The 20,144-nt window shown below is 40.5% G+C and carries 13 protein-coding genes; 7 read left to right on the top strand and 6 right to left on the bottom strand.

Annotated elements, in window-relative coordinates; translation table 11 throughout:
• Positions 1 to 45: 45 nt before the first annotated feature.
• A complete protein-coding gene (locus tag F0919_RS08635; RefSeq protein ID WP_150032350.1) occupies positions 46 to 3,138 on the bottom strand; it encodes an Ig-like domain-containing protein in 3,093 nt (1,030 codons plus the stop codon).
• Positions 3,139 to 3,804: 666 nt separating this feature from the next.
• Here F0919_RS08635 and F0919_RS08630 point away from each other — a divergent pair.
• The gene (locus F0919_RS08630; RefSeq protein WP_150032349.1) at positions 3,805 to 4,290 is read left to right on the top strand and encodes a hypothetical protein; all 486 of its coding nucleotides are present in this window, start codon (positions 3,805 to 3,807) and stop codon (positions 4,288 to 4,290) included.
• A 371-nt stretch (positions 4,291 to 4,661) separates the two neighbouring features.
• Here the strand turns inward: F0919_RS08630 and F0919_RS08625 are convergent, their stop codons facing one another.
• Both F0919_RS08625 and F0919_RS08620 read right to left on the bottom strand, forming a co-directional pair.
• The gene (locus F0919_RS08625) at positions 4,662 to 8,153 is read right to left on the bottom strand and encodes an Ig-like domain-containing protein (protein WP_150032348.1); all 3,492 of its coding nucleotides are present in this window, start codon (positions 8,151 to 8,153) and stop codon (positions 4,662 to 4,664) included.
• Positions 8,154 to 8,700: 547 nt separating this feature from the next.
• Complete coding sequence (locus tag F0919_RS08620; RefSeq protein ID WP_150032347.1) at positions 8,701 to 10,839, bottom strand: T9SS type A sorting domain-containing protein; 2,139 nt, start codon at positions 10,837 to 10,839, stop codon at positions 8,701 to 8,703.
• A 460-nt stretch (positions 10,840 to 11,299) separates the two neighbouring features.
• Between F0919_RS08620 and F0919_RS08615 the strand changes: the two genes are divergently transcribed.
• Positions 11,300 to 11,581, top strand: a complete 282-nt coding sequence (locus F0919_RS08615) for a co-chaperone GroES (RefSeq protein WP_150032346.1) — start codon at positions 11,300 to 11,302, stop codon at positions 11,579 to 11,581.
• Positions 11,582 to 11,720: 139 nt separating this feature from the next.
• A complete protein-coding gene (groL, locus tag F0919_RS08610) occupies positions 11,721 to 13,355 on the top strand; it encodes a chaperonin GroEL (RefSeq protein WP_150032345.1) in 1,635 nt (544 codons plus the stop codon).
• 371 nt (positions 13,356 to 13,726) lie between these two features.
• Here the strand turns inward: groL and F0919_RS08605 are convergent, their stop codons facing one another.
• Positions 13,727 to 15,685 carry a M1 family aminopeptidase gene (locus tag F0919_RS08605; protein WP_150032344.1) on the bottom strand — a complete coding sequence of 653 codons (1,959 nt, stop codon included), beginning with the start codon at positions 15,683 to 15,685 and terminating at the stop codon, positions 13,727 to 13,729.
• Between the two features lie 110 nt (positions 15,686 to 15,795).
• On the opposite strand from F0919_RS08605, the gene F0919_RS08600 reads away from it, so the two are divergent.
• Genes F0919_RS08600 through F0919_RS08585 form a run of 4 tightly spaced genes read left to right on the top strand, consistent with a single transcriptional unit; the run spans position 15,796 to position 18,357 of the window.
• Positions 15,796 to 17,049, top strand: coding sequence for a hypothetical protein (locus tag F0919_RS08600; protein WP_150032343.1), 1,254 nt, complete (start codon positions 15,796 to 15,798; stop codon positions 17,047 to 17,049).
• 27 nt (positions 17,050 to 17,076) lie between these two features.
• Complete coding sequence (gloA2, locus tag F0919_RS08595; protein ID WP_150032342.1) at positions 17,077 to 17,466, top strand: SMU1112c/YaeR family gloxylase I-like metalloprotein; 390 nt, start codon at positions 17,077 to 17,079, stop codon at positions 17,464 to 17,466.
• 12 nt (positions 17,467 to 17,478) lie between these two features.
• Positions 17,479 to 17,838 carry a nuclear transport factor 2 family protein gene (locus F0919_RS08590; RefSeq protein ID WP_150032341.1) on the top strand — a complete coding sequence of 120 codons (360 nt, stop codon included), beginning with the start codon at positions 17,479 to 17,481 and terminating at the stop codon, positions 17,836 to 17,838.
• 39 nt (positions 17,839 to 17,877) lie between these two features.
• Positions 17,878 to 18,357, top strand: a complete 480-nt coding sequence (locus F0919_RS08585) for an acyl-CoA thioesterase (RefSeq protein WP_150032340.1) — start codon at positions 17,878 to 17,880, stop codon at positions 18,355 to 18,357.
• 65 nt (positions 18,358 to 18,422) lie between these two features.
• On the opposite strand, the gene panB is transcribed toward F0919_RS08585, so the two are convergent.
• Positions 18,423 to 19,238 (bottom strand): 3-methyl-2-oxobutanoate hydroxymethyltransferase, encoded by an 816-nt coding sequence (gene panB / locus F0919_RS08580; RefSeq protein ID WP_150032339.1) that lies wholly within the window; start codon positions 19,236 to 19,238, stop codon positions 18,423 to 18,425.
• 66 nt (positions 19,239 to 19,304) lie between these two features.
• The gene (locus F0919_RS08575; RefSeq protein ID WP_150032338.1) at positions 19,305 to 20,126 is read right to left on the bottom strand and encodes an SDR family oxidoreductase; all 822 of its coding nucleotides are present in this window, start codon (positions 20,124 to 20,126) and stop codon (positions 19,305 to 19,307) included.
• Positions 20,127 to 20,144: the final 18 nt, after the last annotated feature.

Below are 20,144 nucleotides of genomic sequence, written 5' to 3'. Positions count from 1 at the left end.
GCATTCAGGGAATGCAGCCGCTTGGAATAAACAGAGATGTCTTCTTTATTGCAATACAATCTTCTGATTGTAATCGCCGATTTTAATGGTATAAAAACCTTTTGCAAGACCCGATACATTCAAAGTATTTTTACCTGATTGCAGGTTACCTTTCATTACAGCTTTGCCTTGTAAGTCATAGATACCATAAACTGCAACTGTTTCTGTTTCTACGGTCAGTACATGTTTTGCAGGGTTAGGGTAAATACTGATACGGCCATAGATGCTGCTGTTTTGCAGTTCCATGATACGGCTGTAATCTTCCCTGCCATCTTTACCTGTTTGTACTATCCTGTACCATGCTTTGCCGTTAAGGATACTTTCTTCCATATAACTATAAGTATGGTTGCCGTTACCTTTACTGTTAACAGTAGCGAGGTTTTCAAACTTATTGCCGTCAACACTTTTTTGGATACGGTATCCGGTTGCTTCTTTTTCAGCAACACTCCAGTTGATGACTGCTTGTTTCTGACGGTTCAGAGTAGCTGATGTAGCAATCCAGTTAACCGGCAAAGGCGTTTGCGTTACATTGGTATGCAGGAAGAAGCCACTGAAACCTGTGCTCAGGAAAGTTACCGCCCACCAGTTATTGGCTGTCTCCCATGTAACCGACGTTGGTGCAATAACTATAACGGAATTGTTATTAGCAGGGCCCGGGCTTCCGCTTGCAGCATTAAACTTGTCTATCCATATATTAGCTGTATTGCCACTTTCGGCGGGACTTGCCGGTAACAGTGGATGGACAGCATTCATGCCGTTGGTTGTTACATAAGTATTATAAGCATCAAACTCTGCCTGGGTAAAATATAAAGTGACCATGGCAGAGGAACCGGCGGCATTAGCTTTCGGCGTCAATTCAAAATGGCGTGTTACGTAAGGTCCGGTAGCGGTGTTTTGTACAGAACCATCCATAATTGCTTTTCCTGTAAGCCAACCTGCTACAGGCGAGCTGCCTGCGGGTGTTAATCTTGCTATCAGTTCACAATCGGCATTGTGCAGGTCTGCTGCAGTATTACTTACTATACTTGAATCTGTATTTATTGCGCCTGTGTTATTAGCCAGCATCGGAGCTACAGCAGGATTACTTACGGTTACCAGGACGGAATCCGCAAAGCTGCAACCATCAAGAATATAAGTCCCTTTTACATACCTGTTGTTTACAGCTTTTCCAAAAACATCCGTTGTTGCCGTTCCTGTTGTGTAAGGCATGGTTGCAGCGGAATCTGTATAAAGGTTGCCGCCTTCCATGGTCCATGTAACGGCTGAGTTCGATGTTATGCTTACAGCTGTCGCACCACAATTCATATTGGGAGTTGCAGCTGTCACATCAACGGTAGCTTCGGTTACGGTAGCTGTAACTGCCTGGCGGGTCGGATTAGTACACGCCGTGGAAACGTGTACTTCATAGAAGTAATAATATCTGTTAGATAAAATACTAGTTCCATTACTACTTATACTTGCAGTCAGGCTTATTACATCAGGGATGGTATATGGAAAACCTGTTACTCCGGTTGACTCCCTGAGCATTGCAACACCGTTGGAAGTACCTGTTACCAACCTGTAATTGGTTCCTGCCTGTACATTGAAATTCAGGGGGACATAGATTTTGACAGGGGTGCCGGGAGTGCCACCTGAATTGGTAATTTGTACAGTTTTCTGCATCAAAGTCGTATTTGTTCCATTCCTTACTTCGATTGCGATTTGGCCGTTGCCACCTACCCATACGGCAACACTGTCAATCTTGATGTTTGTCAAAGCATTGAACTGCAGACCAAATTGCGCAGAATTAGAAGTTCCCCCTCCCTGAGTTTTGCCTGCAAAGCCTTCAGGTACTATCTTGCTTGCCTCGGCATAATAATTGGTTGTAGCATTCAACGCAGGGGTCGTGAAGCTATTTGCCGTTGCCAACGCTGTGCCGCCCGTTGCATTCGAATACCATTTTATTGTGCTTCCTGCATCAGGAGTAGCTTGTAAACCGGCTTGCATCCCTGCGCAAATGGTATCAGGTGTCGTGCTTGTTATTGCAGCACAAAACGCTGTAGCTTGTGAACCCATAAGTGTCATTGTACTGTAAACCGGGCCGGCACAAGCGCCGCCATTATAGCCGTAAACATAAAAATCGTACGTCGTTTGGGTGGACAATCCTGTTGCGGTAAAGCCGGTTGTGTTCCCCGCACTGACTACAGTTCCGGTACCTAAGGACATACCCGCTGAATAAGTAGTAAAATCAACCGGCGCAGTTGGCATGCTTCCTGACGGATAACGAACTACCAGATAGTTGGTTGCCCCGCTTGCAGTAAAGGAACCGCTTATGCTTGTATAGGTAGGTGTGCCAAAGCTTAACGCTGTGGGCGCTGCCGGAGTGGTACATGGGTCTTTCTTTCCGACTGCAAATATGAAAATTGGGTTAGCACCTGTATTGTTTATCGTAATGGAAGCGATTGTCTTACTAAAGTTAGCAGGACTAATAGCTACGGGCACTTCAAAAAGGTAAGGGCAGGTCCCACAATTAGTTTGGTCCACTCTTATCCTGTTTAGTACGGCTCCTGTAAGCCTGTAAGTAGCCGCACCGGAGCACCAGTCCGGCATAGAAAGTCCGGCTACTGTTTCAGTGGTGGAATCGGTATAATTGATGGTTGCGGTGAAGCTGCCATTTCCCATACCTACAAGGTATAACACACCGGCCGATACAGGCGTAACCAATGTGAATGTACCCGAGCTTCCGGCAATGACATTTAAGGTATTATTATGGGTTGCTGCCCCATTACCATATGGCTGTAAAGTATAGGTTATGCCTGTATTGTTGGTGGTATTGGTACTCGTCACCTGGTTATTGGCAGGCAGGGTATTAGCCGCAGTACCGCAGGCAGTTGCCCCTGTGCCAAAAGTGGAGCTGACCACAACATAGTTGCCAAAGGTTGCTGTGGTGGAAACAGAGGCCAGGCTGTCAGTTCCATCGGCAACAAAATCTGCATTAAAGCCCGTGACCGGTACCTCGGCACTTTGCGCATGGGTTATATCACTGCAAAAAACTGCAGGTAAGAATCCGAAAAGAAAGGGCAGTAATCTCGCCCTTTTTTTTGTAGTGAGTGAAATCATAAGTATTAAATTATAGATTAAAAAATATGAAAAAAATTATTATAAGATTAGAGCTAACAGTAAATGGTGTCAACAAATACCATTTAGGAAGAGGTATAAAATACGCAATAAAAAAAAACGATTGATATGTAAAATTTATAGTTTCACCTAATCATATTTGTATTTTTCCCAACGATTATCTGTTTTTCAGGAATAAAAAGCCTGATTTAATATAACCTTAAAATCAAAAATAACACTTTTAATTATACTTTAAGCATAAAAGTACATTATTTTTTTAATCTGAAAACAATTAAAATTAAAACTTACAAGGCAACATCCCAGATAGATGAAAGAAATAGCGTGAGCTATTTTTTAAAAATGACAAGGCGTGCACATTTTCAAAAACCTTACTCAGTCTATAAAAAATACGTAATAGTGAAAAAAAAATACTGTTTACAACCAATAAACATATTATTTTATTTTAGACAAAGAACCAATGTTAACCTTATCCGGCTCTTCTTTATAAAAAAGTGTAACCTTGATAAATTCTAAAAAAACGCTTAAAAGAACTTCATTGAATATTTAAAACTGTATTTTTTTGTTTAAAAAAATAATTATTACTACATAATAAAATAAATAAAATGCAGTTAATAGAATATTATAAACAATTTTAAAAAAACATTGAATATGAAAGATCTAATCAGAACGCAACTGGAACCTGAATTGCGTGAACAAATCGACCAAAAAATAGGAGAGCTGGAGAACCTCCTGAACGGCAACCTGGTGGCGCTCACCGAAGAGCAACGTCAGGCCGTAGGGATGATTAACGAACAGAATAAGTTGTTTGTTAACAAAGTACATGATTACAACAGAAACAAACCCGGTTTAAGTGCCGACGATGTAGACTGGAGAGAGTTTGAATCGGATTTTGAGTCAAGGGAATACCTTGAGACGCGCAAAACCCGCCTTGCAAGCCTTGTTTATCAGATGGAAAGCACCAAAATGATGCATGATAATGATAACTATTCAGATGCCCTGGCAGATTATGCCTATGCGCAATACAAGAAAGGAAGAGGGCTTCCGGGATTTGCCGAAAAGGTAGCAGACCTTAAGCAGTTTTTCCCGCGTAGCAGCCGGAAAAAATCCGAAGAGCCGACAGAGGACAATGCTTAAATTTTCAAGCCTGTTTTCAAACAATTAAGGCCCGCAGCTAAAAATTTAGCTGCGGGCCTTAATTGTTTAGCTTTTTTGAAGTACGAGAGCATTTCCTTTCATTAGAAAAGCTAAACACTTCTTCGAAAGACCTAAACACTCCTTCAAATAAGCTAAAGACATCATCAAAAGACTTAAAAACATTATTAAAGGGCTTAAAAACAGCATCGGAAGACTTAAATGCATCATCCAAAGACCTAAACAATTGACTGAAACAGCTAAATGTATTATCAAGAGACCTAAACGATTGACTGAACGAATGAAAAACAAGCAACAAGGGCTGCCCGGAAAATCCGGACAGCCCTTGCCTTAATATTAAATATTGCTGTTTCTTATTGCAGCACAATCTTCTGGTTATAATCACCGATTTTTATGGTATAAAAACCTTTGGCAAGACCGGAGATATTCAACGTGTTTTTGCCTGATTGCAAATTACCTTTCAATACAACTTTACCTTGCAGGTCATAGATAGTATAAGCTGCAGTTGTTTCTGTTTCCACGGTCAATACCTGTGTAGCAGGATTAGGATAGATGCTGATACGGCCATAGATACTGCTGTTTTGCAGTTCCATGATCTTGCTGTAATCTTCCTTGCCCTCTTTGCTTAGCTGTACTATCCTGTACCATGCTTTGCCGTTTAATGCCGCAGGTTCTGTATAGCTGTAAGCATTATTGCCGGTGCCTTTGCTGTTTATGGCAGCAAGGTTCTCAAATTTATTGCCATCCATGCTTTTTTCGACACGGTATCCGGCTGTTTCCTTTTCAACAACCGTCCAGTTGATGACTGCTTGTTTCTGGCGGTTCAATGTAGCTGAAACATTTTTCCAGACAATCGGCAATGGTGTTGCTGTTATATTAGTATGCAGGAAGAAGCCGCTGAAACCGGTTGTAGGAAAAGTAACAGCCCACCAGTTGTTCGTTGCATCCCATGTAACGGATGTCGGAGAGATAACGACTACGCTGTTATTATTGGTCGGGCTTGGGCTGCCGCTTGCTGCATTAAATTTATCAATCCGGATATTAGTTGTCGGGTCGGACGGATTTGTGGGCAATAATGGATTTACCGCAGGGTTGCCATTGTTCGTTACAAAAGTATTGTAAGCCGTAAATTCAGCTTGTGTGAAATACAAGGTGATATTGGCCGTGGCTGCAGCTGCATTATTTGCAGGTGTCAACTCAAAATGACGTGTTACATAAGGACCGGTAGCTGTATTTTGTACAGAACCATCCATAATAATTTTTCCGTTCAATACACCATTTAGCGGTGCGCCTCCTGTCGGCGTTACAGATGCCATCAGCTCGCAATCAGCATTATGCAGGTTTGCCATTGTTCCTGCAACTACACTTGAATCTGTATTGCCGGCTCCTGAGTTGTTGGCTATGGTTACAGAGGATGCAGGGTTGTTAACTATTACAACAGCGGTATCTGCAAATGTACAGCCACCGATTTCATAGGCACCTATTACATTACGGTTATTGTTGGATTTAGCATAAATACCGGTGGTTGCTGTTCCTGTATATGTAGTAGTGCCAGCGGCATCCGTATATAAATTGCCGCCATTCAAAGCCCAGGTTACAGGGGTATTAGCCGTTAATGCTACAGGTGTTACATCGCCGCAAGCCATGGCAGCTGTAGCCGGTGTAATAGTTACGGCTGTACCTGTCTGAAGGTCTATATATACCGAATCGTTGAAAGCACATGCGCCTGAAGTAGTATTTGCGTAAACAGTTGTCGGCGTAGTAACTTTAGCATATACGGTTTGTAATGCAGCTCCTGTATAACCTGTAGTAGCGGCTGCATCGGTATATAACACATTTGCAGGTGTCCATGTAGTATTGGCAGAACCGCTGTTTAATGTTGCTGCAATGCCGTTACAAGTACCTGATGTATCAGGCAACAGTGCTAATGGGTTAGGAGTTACGGTTGCGATCACAGGTTGACGGGTCGGGTTGGTGCAGGCTGTAGATGTTGCTAAATCATAAATACAATACACCTGGGTTGTATTAGTACTTGAAGGCCCACCTACAACATTAGCAGTTATGGATACTGCGGTATTTGAGTACGGATAAGATAGACTATTACCACTGCCACCTCGTCTGTGAAAAACAGTGGTCGATCCCGGTAAAGCTGCCAAGACATAATTGTTTGCCTGCGAAAGGGAATAGCCCAGAGGTATGTATAGTTTGTATGGGTTAGCAGTACTTATAGGATTAGAAGCGTCAGGATGATTAAAAGCGGCTATCTGTATTGTATCGGTGCGTACCACTGTAGTAGTGTTGCTGTACAATCGAAGGATCATCTGGCTTGCTATAGTATCATTCACCCACATACCTATACTATCAACAATAATGTTCTTTAATGCATTAAATTTGATACCCATGCCGATATTTGTTCCTACAGTAATAAATCCGCCATTAGTAGTTGAATAATTCTGAACGCCTGCAATTCCGGCAGTAGTCAATTGGGAAGATTCAGCAAAGAAAGTATCTGAAGTTGTCAAAACAGGTGTCACAAAACTATTGCCTGTGCCTAAAGCGGTACCCCCTGTGGCAACATTGTACCATTTAAATGATCCACCTGCATCTGCTGTTGCCTGTAAAGTAGCCGTGCCACCACTACAGGCCGTGCCGTCAGTAGCGGAGAGGATGGAAGGATAGTCACATAAAGTAGTAAAGTTTTTTACAGGAGACCATGCGCTGGTATCGCCTGGCGTACACACCGACCTTACGTAATAGCTGTAATTGGTGGAAGGCGTCAGCGGCGGGTTTAAGATATAAGGCTTAGTAGTGGTAAAAACAGAAGTTCCGGCTGTATTTACATCAAAGCCTTGTACTCCGTATTTTATTTCAAAATTAATGGGTGAACCGGTATTGGTCCAGTTTAATATGGCTGAATTTTTTGTAATGCCGGTTGAGGTTGGAGCCGAAGGCGCAACGCAGGTTGCCGGTGTCGCAAAATTGGTAACAGCCGACCATGCACTGGTATCGCCAACAGTACAGATTGCTCTTACATAATAACTATAAGAGGTGGATGGCGTCAGCGGCGGATTTAAGGTGTAAGGTTTTGTTGCCGTATAAACGGAAGTTCCGGCCGTATTTACGTTAAATCCCTGCGGGCCGTATTTTACTTCATAAGTCATAGGACTATTGGCGTAAGTCCAGTTAAGGTCTGCGGTAAATGCAGTAAGATTTGTTGCTGTGGGCGATGTTGGTGCCGGGCAGGTAGCAGTAATTCTTAACCTTATATTAGGTCTCCAATTGGAAATCGCTAAAGTTGTTGTATCAGAAAATGCATAGGAGTTTGCATACCATGCATTTCTCGAAGAACCGGCAAAAGTTGTATAGCGATAATATGGGCGACTTGTTGTGGAAGCCTGATAAGGTCTTACGATAAGGACTGCAAGATTACCCATATAAGTGTAGTAGCTAAAATTAGGAACTACATTAAAATTTACAGTTGAATATCCTGTTACTGTATTTGGATATGGGCCTTGATATACCAAGGTGTAACCATTAGTTGATGCTGTGGTAGTGGAGGTTCCGAAAGAAGTATCGGTAGTAGTTTTTAGATAAATGTAAACACTGTCGATAGTTACTGTACTAAGCCCACTTGCTTTATAAAAACCTAATCCGCTGATTAATCCGGAATTATTTATTTCTGAACTCAGATATAGTAATTGACTGGCAGAATAGTTTGCGTTCCTTTGAATTGGCGAATTGTCGGAAGTACTACTGCCAGTACCAATATCTATATTGGTTTGTGCATTTGCCCTGATCCCCAATAGGGTAATGAGCAATAAAAAGCATAGGTTAATTTGCTTCATGTCAGTCGTTTTTTGAAGTTAATAATGAAAGAAATATTTCATATTACCCGACAAGTAAAATATGCCGCTTTATTGGGAACGGACATGAATTTCCTGTTAGTTAAAGAGGTTTAAAAGCTATTCGCTTTAATGCAGCTCTAAATCAAAAAGGTTGGAATTTTAAAATGTCAGGGTATACTGGGTTAAATTTTTTGTCAGTACTATTATCCTTTGTTAAATTATTGACTAATGGTAAATCAGTATTGTAGTGGTTAGTTTTCGCTATTTATCAATCACATTAAGATGTGGTACATTGTAAAATATTTAACTAAAACTACATCTTTATGGTACGAATATATGATGTTATAAACCAAAAACCACATTTTTATGTAAAAATTATTCAAAATGTTAAAATGATTTTTCTGAATGAATCAATAGTTATGTTGCAACTATTTGCCTGGAATTTTACCTAAGCATGCAGAAGCAGACATTTTTAATGGTTTTCTAATATTAAAAACGAGGGCTGTCCTTTTGGGACAACCCTCGTTTTTAATATGGTATTGCTCTTTTATTGCAACACAATCTTCTGGTTGTAGTCGCCGATTTTTATAGTGTAAAAACCTTTGGCAATCCCTGATACATTCAAAGTGTTTTTGCCTGATTGTAAATTGCCTTTCATGATAACTTTGCCTTGCAAGTCGTATATGTTGTAGGAAGCATTAGATGCTGTTTCTACAGTCAATACCTGTGTTGCAGGATTCGGGTAAACGCTGATGAGGCCATAGATGTTGCTGTTTTGTAGTTCCATGATCCTGCTGTATTCACCTTTGCCTTCTTTACTTACCTGCACTATCCTGTACCATGCTTTCCCTGACAATGCTGTTTGTTCCGTAAAGCTGTAAGTATTGTTGCCATTGCCTTTGCTTTTTAAGGTAGAGAGGTTTTCAAACTTATTGCCATCCACGCTTTTTTCGATTCGGTATTCTGCCGTTTCTTTTTCAGCAACGCTCCAGTTGATGACCGCTTGTTGCCGGCGGTTTAAGGTGACAGAAACATTGTTCCATACAATTGGCAAGGGAGTAGTACCTTGATGGATGTAGAAATTGGAAAAGCCCGGTGTATTCACTTGTATATAATGAACACCATTAAAGGAACCATTTGCCGTTTGGGTCAGCAGACTGTTTGTGCCGGTGCCATCCATGAAATCAGCGCTGCATGTTGTGCCGCTTACTCTCGTTACATTCAGGCCTGAAAGTGATACGCCCAAATTGGTTAGCTCCGCATCCGTAAAGAAAAATTGAACGTCTGCTGAAGTCAGGCCAGTGCCTATCGGGTCAGAACTATTTATCAGGTAATTGCGGTTAAGGTATGCCTGTCCGTTTATGTCTGTCCGCGGCGCTCCGGACTTAACTGTCAGGCTACTTGAAAAATCGGCGTCATATCCTGTAACGGGACGTACGTTGGCATTCAGTTTGCCTTGATTGTCGGTAAGCGATATCCAGCCATTGTAATTCTGGGCTCCTGTGTTATCTAAAACTTTTCCGGCTACGCAGTCTGCCGTAGTGGTCGACAGCATGGTGTTGTTGAATTCATCGACCGTTATACAAACGGTACCTGAAGTGGCAGCGTCATAAACGTCCAGTGCTATATAATAAGTAGCCCCCGGTGTGAGTCCTGTAGGATACATAATATTGTTGCCGGCGGCGGTAACGCCGTTTTCTCTGGAACAGTGTATAATATTAAATGTGGTATAATTGCTGGAATCAGTCGCAGTAAAAAGTGCCATCCTTGTCGATATCAGTGTTCCGCCATTGTCGGACGAGATCCTGGCTGCGCCTGATGCAGGCGCTATAAACTTAAACCATATCGGTTTTCTGGTCGGGTGCCAACTACAGGAGGCTGTAGGTTCGCCCGTATTTGCCGTAGCTAAAGTATTATCGTAAAAAGTACCGCATCCTGCTCCGGGAGTAAGCATTATTGCTCCGGTGGCATTATCATTTACAGGTGGCATTGTTGCTGTTATGGATATTTCATCTATGCTTGCCGGAGGTTGAGCCCCACCGGTATTATCGTTACGCCAATAGAAGAGAAGCCTCCGGGTGGTGGCAGCTGCTGCATTTCCTGCATTTAGTGTATACGTCCGCGTTACATACCCCGTGCCCAATTCTGTTAAGCTGGCAATCCTGGTGGCGTTGGAAATGGCAGGTTGGCTGTTTGATGAAGAATAAGCCGGCTGCGTAACCGAGGGGGCTGTATTCGATGATTGAAAAAAAGGAAATAACACATCATAATAAGAAGTCGCGGTACCGCCATATTCTCCCTGTACTTTCACCTTGAAAGTTAATGTTATGACTGTGTAACCGGCAGGGAATGTTATGTCTCTCCAAAACAGGACTCTTGAGAATTGATTTGTGGTATAGGTATAGTTCGTTCCGTTGTTATTTGAAATATACGCAGCCATCGTACCTTGGGTGGGCGCGCTGGCGCCGCCTACTGCCCATTTATTTGTATTGTTGGCGGTATAATTTTCCACCGTCCAGCCATTGGAAGCGAAGTCCATACCGTTTTCGAAGCCGCCGTCACCTGTGGGCGACAAAAGCAGTGTGTCCTGTGCGAATACCTGTCCCGGCCATAAAAAAGCAGCAATCAAAGTTATTGTTAGCCCTTTTTTAATAATTGACAGACAGGGTGTGTTTTTTTTCTTCATAATTATATGATTTTAATTTAATTAAATAAGCACATTAATTCATACAGAAAATTTGAATTTATGAATCAAAATGCATTTGTATTGTCTAATATCAGTGTAAATATAGTAAATTTTAATTAAAAATGTAAAATTAGCATTTTTATATGCTGATAGTTGTATTATTTTTAAACTTTTAATTCAATAATAGTATTTTATATGCACAACTCTAAAACGAATAGACGAAGTCAGAACAAATCATCTGAAGATATTCCAACTGCCATTTTCACCTCCTTGTTTTGAAATTAGATGTAATTTTGACCGTTGCATTTTACGGGAACTTTAAATTTTAAGCCATTTCCTGCAATTATGTCAATTTTCAATGATTGGCACATTTTTAGCGGGGAGTTACTTGTCGAACGGATTTCACATTTCGGCATGTTCAAACATTTAAACAATAAAAAAATAAATAACCATTTCAATTATGGCAAAAAAAGCAAGCATTACCCCTCTTCACGACAGAGTGATCGTGAAACCTGCTGCTGCAGAAACAAAAACTGCCGGCGGCATTATTATTCCTGATACAGCAAAAGAAAAACCACAACGTGGTGTTGTAGTTGCGGCAGGACCTGGCAAGAAGGACGAACCGGTAACTGTAAAAACAGGCGATACTGTTCTTTATGGTAAATATGCGGGTACTGAATTGTCTTTAGACGGTGAAGAACTTTTGATCATGCGTGAAAGCGATATCCTTGCTATTGTTTAATTCGTTTAATGGCTTTATGGTTAAATGGCTGAATGGTTGATTTTATTTAGAAATAAATCATTACGCAGAAAACAATAAAGCAATTCAGCAATAAAACAATTTATCAATTTAACAATAAAACAATCCTAACAATAATAAAATGGCTAAACAAATCCTTTTCAATATAGACGCCCGCAACAGAATGAAGAAAGGCGTTGATACATTGGCTGACGCCGTAAAAGTAACTTTAGGACCAAAAGGTCGTAATGTTGTTATCGAGAAAAAATTCGGCGCTCCTTCTATTACTAAAGATGGTGTAACGGTTGCTAAAGAAATCGAACTGGAAGATCCAATCGAGAATATGGGCGCTCAGATGGTGAAAGAAGTAGCTTCCAAAACTGCTGATATTGCAGGTGACGGTACTACTACTGCAACTGTCCTGGCTCAATCTATTATCAGCGAAGGTTTGAAAAACGTTGCTGCAGGCGCTAATCCGATGGATTTGAAACGCGGTATCGACAAAGCGGTTACTGCTGTTGTGGCTAACCTGAAAAAACAAGCTCAGAAAGTAGGTAACGACAACGAAAAAATTGAACAGGTAGGTACTATTTCTGCTAACAATGATAACGAAATCGGCAAGTTAATCGCTCAGGCTATGGCTAAAGTGGGTAACGAAGGTGTTATCACTGTTGAAGAATCTAAAAATACAGATACTACTGTTGAAGTAGTGGAAGGTATGCAATTTGACCGTGGTTATTTATCTCCATACTTTGTAACCAATACAGAGAAAATGCAGGTAGAAATGGACAATCCTTATATCCTGATTTTTGATAAAAAAATCAGTGTAATGAAAGACATCATCGGTATTCTGGAAAGCGTGGTTAAGCAAGGTCGTCCTTTGTTGATTATTGCTGAAGATGTAGATGGTGAAGCATTGGCTACTTTGGTGGTAAACAAATTACGTGGTTCTTTGAAAATCGCTGCTGTTAAGGCTCCGGGTTTTGGTGACCGCCGTAAGGAAATGTTACAGGATATCGCTGTATTAACGGGCGGTACTGTAATCAGCGAAGAACAAGGCTACAAACTGGAGAATGCTGAATTTGCTTACTTAGGTACTGCAGAAAGCATTACTATCGATAAAGACAATACTACAATCGTTGGTGGTAAAGGTAAAAAAGCTGATATCGTTGCCCGCGTAAATCAAATCAAAGCTCAGGTTGAAACAACTACTTCTGATTATGACCGCGAAAAATTACAGGAGCGCCTTGCTAAATTAAGCGGTGGTGTAGCTGTATTGTACGTTGGCGGTGGCTCTGAAGTTGAAATGAAAGAAAAGAAAGACCGCGTTGACGATGCTTTACATGCAACCCGTGCTGCGGTTGAAGAAGGTATCGTTGCAGGTGGTGGTACTGCCTACATCCGCGCTATTGAAGCTTTGGCTAAATTAGAAGGTGATAACACCGACGAAAATACAGGTATCGCTATCATCCGTCGTTCATTGGAAGCTCCAATCCGCACTATCGTTGAAAATGCAGGCCTAGAAGGTTCTATCATTGTTCAGAAAATCAAAGACGGTAAAAAAGACTTCGGTTTCAATGCCCGTACGGAAGAGTTCGGAAGCTTATTTGCTGCAGGTGTTATAGACCCTACTAAAGTAAGCCGTGTTGCATTGGAAAATGCTGCATCCATCGCTTCTATGTTCTTGACTACTGAATGCGTAATTGCTGACAAACCGGAACCAAAAGGTGCCGCTATGCCGCAAATGCCGGGTGGTGGAATGGATATGGGTTATTAATAGAAGATTCAGGTATACTGTATTTAGCAATAGATACAAGATGCCTTCTTCATATAAATCAAAAAGAAAACGCTCCGGTTTTATCGGGGCGTTTTTGCTTTTAAGGAAATAGATTCCTGTATTATTTTTCCTTTCGGATTGTAGCCATAAAGAGATAATAAGATTGGTATCAGCTATATTCTTTGTCTCATATTTTCAGACATACCGCAGCCGCAGCCACGCGCTTTGCGTGACGTAGCACAGGATGGAAGCACTATCACTAAGCATAGTGCAATGATGGAAATAGTGATGTATCTGCAATTTTTCATCATAATGTGTTTAATAAGCAATCTGAGCATATTCTAATTTATTCAAAACCACCTGATTTTCTGCTAATGCATTTTTACAAGTTTAAAAGCTTCGCTGCTATAACCTGCTTTAGATATCCGCAATAAATAAATTCCACTGGGCAAAGATTTGGAATCAATACTTATTTCTTTCTTATTGCCCGATTGAATGTTAAGCAAAACTCGTCCGCTGAGGTCGCTCACTATCATATCGCATCCTTCCGGCAAGTTCTTCACATTCCAGAAATTGTTTGTAGGATTAGGATAGACTACAAAAGCGGAGGCTTGCAATTCGTTTATTGCTAAAGCGGGGTCTTTTACTATTGTGCCGGTTTTGTTTAATATCCAGTTGTTAGGGTCAATGGTTATGCCATTCATGTTTTTATCCCATGAAAAAGCAAATGTCTTATTGGCTGCATTAAAATTCACTTTAACAACAGTGTCGCCGTTTGCAGATTTAAGCTTAAGCTCTAAAGGTGTATTGAAATAACTTACAGAAGCCGGAGCGGAAGTTTGCTGACTTAACGCAACTGTTACCTGATTATTTACCTGGTTCCATTTGGCAGAAATGGTAGGATAGCCTTCTCCATATATCCATTGATTAAAAAAGGTATCCATATTAATGTTGTATTCACCTGCAACAAAATTTTTAAACTGTTCTGTAGTTGCCGTACCTCTTTCAAACTGAACCTGATAATGTTTCAGCATATTGAAAAACAGATCATCATTGCCTGCTACAAACCGCAAAGTGTGTATTACAGCCGAGCCTTTATCGTAACTCAGCCTTGAGTCGAATATACGGTTCTCATCTATAGTATCGGTACAATATACCGAGCCATCCGGTTCAGACATTACATTGGAATGCACACTATTCATTTTGGCAGTAGCCGCGGCGGCACCGTGAAAATTTGCTTCAAACAGATATTCAATATAACTGGCAAAGCCTTCGTTCAGCCATATATCGCTCCATGTACCGCAGGTAACATTATCTCCAAACCATTGATGCCCTAATTCGTGCACGATAAGCGAGGTTTCAAAAGTACCGAGCGTCGTCATAGTCTGATGTTCCATTCCCCCACCCAACGGCGCCATGCAATGTCCGTATTTCTCTTTCCAGAATGGATAGCGTCCGAACAAACCGGAAAGATGATTTACCATCAGGCTTGTAGAATCCAGTTCACCTTGCCAGAAAGGAAGTGTCTGCGGATTATCGTACACATAATTCTGAATCAACATAGAGTCAGCACTATTATCAAAATGCATGTAATGGGAATAGTCTGTATAAGTGGAAACTGCAAAAGATATCAGGTAATAATCAATAGCATTCCTGCTTTTCCATTCATACCTCGATTTGTTATTGCCCAAATTAACTACCTGATTCAGCATACCGTTACTGCCGGCTTTCAGTCCCGCACCTACGGTCAGCCATACATCAGATGAATCTATTTTATCCTGTAAAGCCTGCTTTACAGGCCACCAGTCTCTTGAAGCATAAGATTCGCTTAAGGTATAGGTTACATGAGCGCCCCATGTAGGAGAAACCGCGTTCTGGATACCGCCGCCATAGAAGCCTGAAGCTCCGGAAGGCGCACCATGATAATAAGTTACAGCTGTGAATGACGTTCCCTGCGTTACAGATTGAGGGAGACTGACAACTCTCAGATAACCGGAACCTGTAACGGGTAATAAGGTACCGTTAAACTTAAAGGAATCGATTGTTATCTGTTGCGTCAGCTCAAAGACATATTCGCCCATGGAAGGAACTATTACTATTGCATTGGTGGTCGCAATACCATTAATCTGCGTATTCAGATTGTTCACGTCAAGGTTAAGATGCACATATTTGACATCGTAATCATATTCTCTCGCGTCTTCTACAGTCGGTTTCCCTGCAACATCATTATAAGCATGCTTTTTCATTGCAGCACATGGATGTATGCTTTTTGTTTGCGCGAATCCGGGCATAGCGATTGCTATCAGGAATAAAAGGAAAGATATTTTCATGAAAAAAACTTTAAACTATATCTCACGAATCTACAAAAACATTCCATTTATCACCAGAATAATCATTTTATAGTGTTAAAAATCTATTTTTGATTCAAAACATCGTCAATATGAATAGAATTATTTCATTGAGTTTTCTTTTACTTTTATTACCCCTCCGCTTTTTTGCACAAAGTAATTACAAACCTGCAACAGTTATTTTACTAAATCACCAACAATTGGTTGGTTATATTAACTACAAAGAATGGGACAGCAATCCGAAATCTTTTTCATTCAAAGATGACAAGGGGCAGCAAACATTAGGCATACAGGACGTTGAATCTTTTACAATTAATAAGCTTGAAACATTTGAGCGATTTATTTTTACAACTAAAACTTCAGGCAAAGCCAAATCCATAAGTGATATTAAAATAGGCAACCAGAAACCCCTAACAGACACTATTTTCATAAGGCTCGTCACTTCAGGTAAGTTCTTGAATTTATATGTTTATGAAAATAAATACTGTACAAAATTCTTTATAAAAGATAACTATAAGCAGCAGACATCCGAACTTATTTACGACGAATTTTATCCGGATGGAACCATGTTTAATATTGAATACAATAATAAATACAAAGGCCAATTATCAATATTCGCTCATGACTCTATGGCAAATAATCAAAATAAAGTAATGAGATTACTCGAACGTGCTACTTATTCGTATGATGCGCTTACGAAAATTGTGAATTTACTGAATGCTGAAAATGCAACAAAAACCAATACCAAATTCGAGATGAAGCCTTTTGCTGGTTTGTTTCTACAAAGAAGTGATGCAAGTTATTCAGAAAAAACACCATTGGCTGACGCTCCCCGTACGCCAAGTTACAGGCCGGGCATTAATGCAGGATTAGACTTCTATACAAATGCTGTAATCAGAAGATATATGATGAGAATGGAGGTTAGCGTTAGTAGCTCAAGTTTTGAAACTAAAAAAACTAATGAAGTCAGCCCTAAAGAATCTCACGTGTATTACCACAAATTTGATCAATATAAAATTAGCTTTGCCCCACAATTCTTAATGAATATCTATAATAAAGACCGCTTTAAGTTCAATATAGGTGTAGGTATTTGTTTTGATTATTCCTTTTTCACTAATGACGATTGTTACGCAATCAATACTTATTATGGCATTTCACACGAATTGAAAACGCCGTTTGAATACCAGCATTTTTCATTGTCAGCACCAATCAGGGCAGGCATTATACTTAATAAAAAAATAGACATTTTTGGGAAATACAATTTACCTGTTTCAAACAATTCTAATTACCTCGCTTACTCTTTAACTATCAGGTCCTTGCAAATAGGTGTTAACTATTTGTTCTGAATAATCTTAATCACTGAAAAATCTGATATGCTATCCCTCAATAAAGTCCACCATATTGCAATTATCTGTTCTGACTATGAAACTTCTAAAAAATTCTATACTGAAATTTTAGGGCTTACTATCATAAAGGAAACGTACAGGCAGGAAAGGGCATCTTACAAACTGGATCTGGCATTAAACGATAATTATATGATTGAATTGTTTTCGTTTCCCAATCCTCCAAAACGCATTTCCGGACCGGAAGCTACGGGTTTAAGGCATCTGGCTTTTGAGGTAAATGATATGGATAAAACCATAAAATTCCTCGATGAAAAAAATATAGTTTCAGAACCGGTCAGGATAGATGAAGTCACCGGAAAGCGATTTACCTTTATTGCAGATCCCGATGATTTGCCGATTGAATTTTACGAAATATAAAACAGCACGCAAATGAATGATACATTTATAGCTATTGCAAAACAGTGGTTTGATGCTTTTAACGAACATAACCTTGAAAATCTTTTAGCTTTATATGCGGAGGATGCAAAACATTACAGCCCTAAATTAAAAATACGGCAACCTGAAACCAATGGATTGGTGAAAGGAAAAGATGCGTTGCGTGCCTGGTGGAAAGATGCCTTCGAACGCTTGCCTGAATTGCATTACAGCTATACTACATTGACTGCAAATGATGAAAGAGTATTCATGGAGTATATAAGAAAGGTGCCGGGTGAAGAAGATATGTTAGTGGCGGAAGTGCTGGAAATAAAGAATGATAAAATTGTAGCTTCAAGGGTTTATCACGGATAAGAATTCCTGATTTTAATAACAATACAAAATGTAAATAACATGCCGGCAGACAGAAATCATATCGAGCTTCAATTTTTAAGTGAACCGTCGGACGTAAATTTTGGCGGGAAAGTACATGGAGGCATGATGATGAAGTGGATTGACCAGGCGGCTTATACCTGCGCGGTGCAATGGAGCGAATCTTATTGCGTAACTGTTTACGTAGGCGGTATACGTTTCTATCATCCTGTCAGCATCGGCCATCTGGTAAAGATGGAAGCGCGGATTATTTATACAGGAAAGACCAGCATGCATATTGCTGTAGATGCCTTTTCAAAACAAGTGGGAAAAGATAAATTCGTAAAAAACACACATTGTGTTATTGTCTTTGTAGCGTTGGATGAAGCAGGAAAACCAAAAGCCATTAAAGAATTCACGCCGAAAACCGAAACGGAGATTGCCATGCGGGATTATGCATTGAAGTTGATGGAACTGAGGAAAGATATCGAGGATGAGATGATGCCTTATATAAAGGGTTAATAGATATAGATACAAATGGCTGTCAATAAAAATATTGACAGCCATTTGCATAATAATGAATTGAATTAATATTGTTCCTTATCGTTCGGAAAATCTTTCGCCTTTACATCGGCTATATATTGTGCTGTAGCACCTTTAATGGCATCATACAATTCCAGGTAACGACGTAAAAAACGCGGTGAGAAATCTTTTGTAATGCCCAGCATATCATGCATTACCAATACTTGTCCGTCAACGTGCATGCCTGCACCGATACCGATTACGGGTATCTTCAATTCTTCTGCAACACGTTTGCCTAATGCTGCCGGAATTTTTTCCAGGACCAATGCGAATGCACCGGCTTCCTGCACCGCATGTGCATTTTTCAACAATAATTCAGCTTCCGCATCTTCTTTCGCACGTACATTATAAGTACCGAACTGATAAATAGATTGGGGCGTTAAGCCCAGATGCGCCATCACCGGAATACCGGAAGAAACAATACGTGCAATAGATTCACAAACTTCGGTGCCGCCTTCCAGCTTCACTGCATGGGCCCCGCTTTCCTTCATGATTTTGATGGAAGAATTAAGCGCCTCTTTGCTGTTACCCTGATAGGTTCCGAACGGCAAATCACAGATTACAAAGCAACGTTGTGCACCACGTACTACGCTTGATGCAAGGAAGATCATTTGCTCTAATGTAATAGGCAAAGTAGTTTCGTGCCCTGCTATTACGTTGGATGCAGAATCGCCAATCAACAGGATATCTATTCCTGCTTCATCAAATATTTTGGTAAAGGAAAAATCGTAAGCTGTGAGCATGGAAATCTTCTCGCCACGCTCTTTCATCTTTTGTAAAGTATGTGTGGTAACGCGTTTTACTTCGCTGTGTACGGACATGATTGTAGATTTTGTGGCTGTAAATGTACCTTTTTTCACAAAGGCAACAAATAGGATTCCTTTATGCTACAGGAAAAGATCTTTTTGCAGTCCGTTTGCCGTATTCACTGCATAATGCGTAAAATCTGTAATACCGGCTTCTTTCAGTATTTCTTCATCCAGCAATTGCCTTCCGGTTAAGGTTCCGGATGCCTGCTGCATGATATAAAATACTGCATCGGCAATGATATCGGTAGTCCTGCTGCGCTGAATAAGGTAATCGCCGCCAAGCAGATTATTAACTGCAGCGGTTGCAATTGTGGTTACCGGCCATAATGAATTGGAAGCAATATTCCTGCCTTTAAACTCTTCCGCCCATCCCATTGCCATCATGGTCATGTTATATTTGCTCATGGTATAAGCTATATGCGCTCCAAGCCATTTCGGATTCAGATCAATCGGAGGAGAAAGCGTAAGAATGTGCGCATTACCTGATTTTAATAAATGAGGAATACAATGTTTGGTAACCAGAAAAGTACCCCTTACATTGATATCATGCATCAAATCAAAACGTTTGGATTCGGTAGTTTCCGTATTTGTGAGTGATATTGCAGAAGCATTGTTGATTACAGCATCTATGCCGCCAAAATGAGCTACAGCTTTTGCAACGGCCTCCTGAATATTTTCTTCATTCCTGATATCGCATTGAACTGCCAGCGCTTTTCCTCCGGCATCTTCTACCTCTTTTGCCGCAGAAAAAATAGTACCGCCCAGTTTCGGGTTTTCTTCTGTTGATTTTGCTGCAATTACAATATTGGCGCCTTCTCCGGCAAGTTTTAATGCTATTGCTTTACCTATACCACGACTGGCGCCTGTGATAAAAAAAGTCCTGTTTTCAAACAAACCCATATTGGAGTTTTTAAGAGG

Source organism: Taibaiella lutea, from assembly GCF_008629695.1.
Classification (GTDB): domain Bacteria; phylum Bacteroidota; class Bacteroidia; order Chitinophagales; family Chitinophagaceae; genus Taibaiella; species Taibaiella lutea.
The sequence above is the reverse complement of the archived record's forward strand: the minus strand, read 5'-3'. Positions and strand labels throughout refer to the sequence as shown.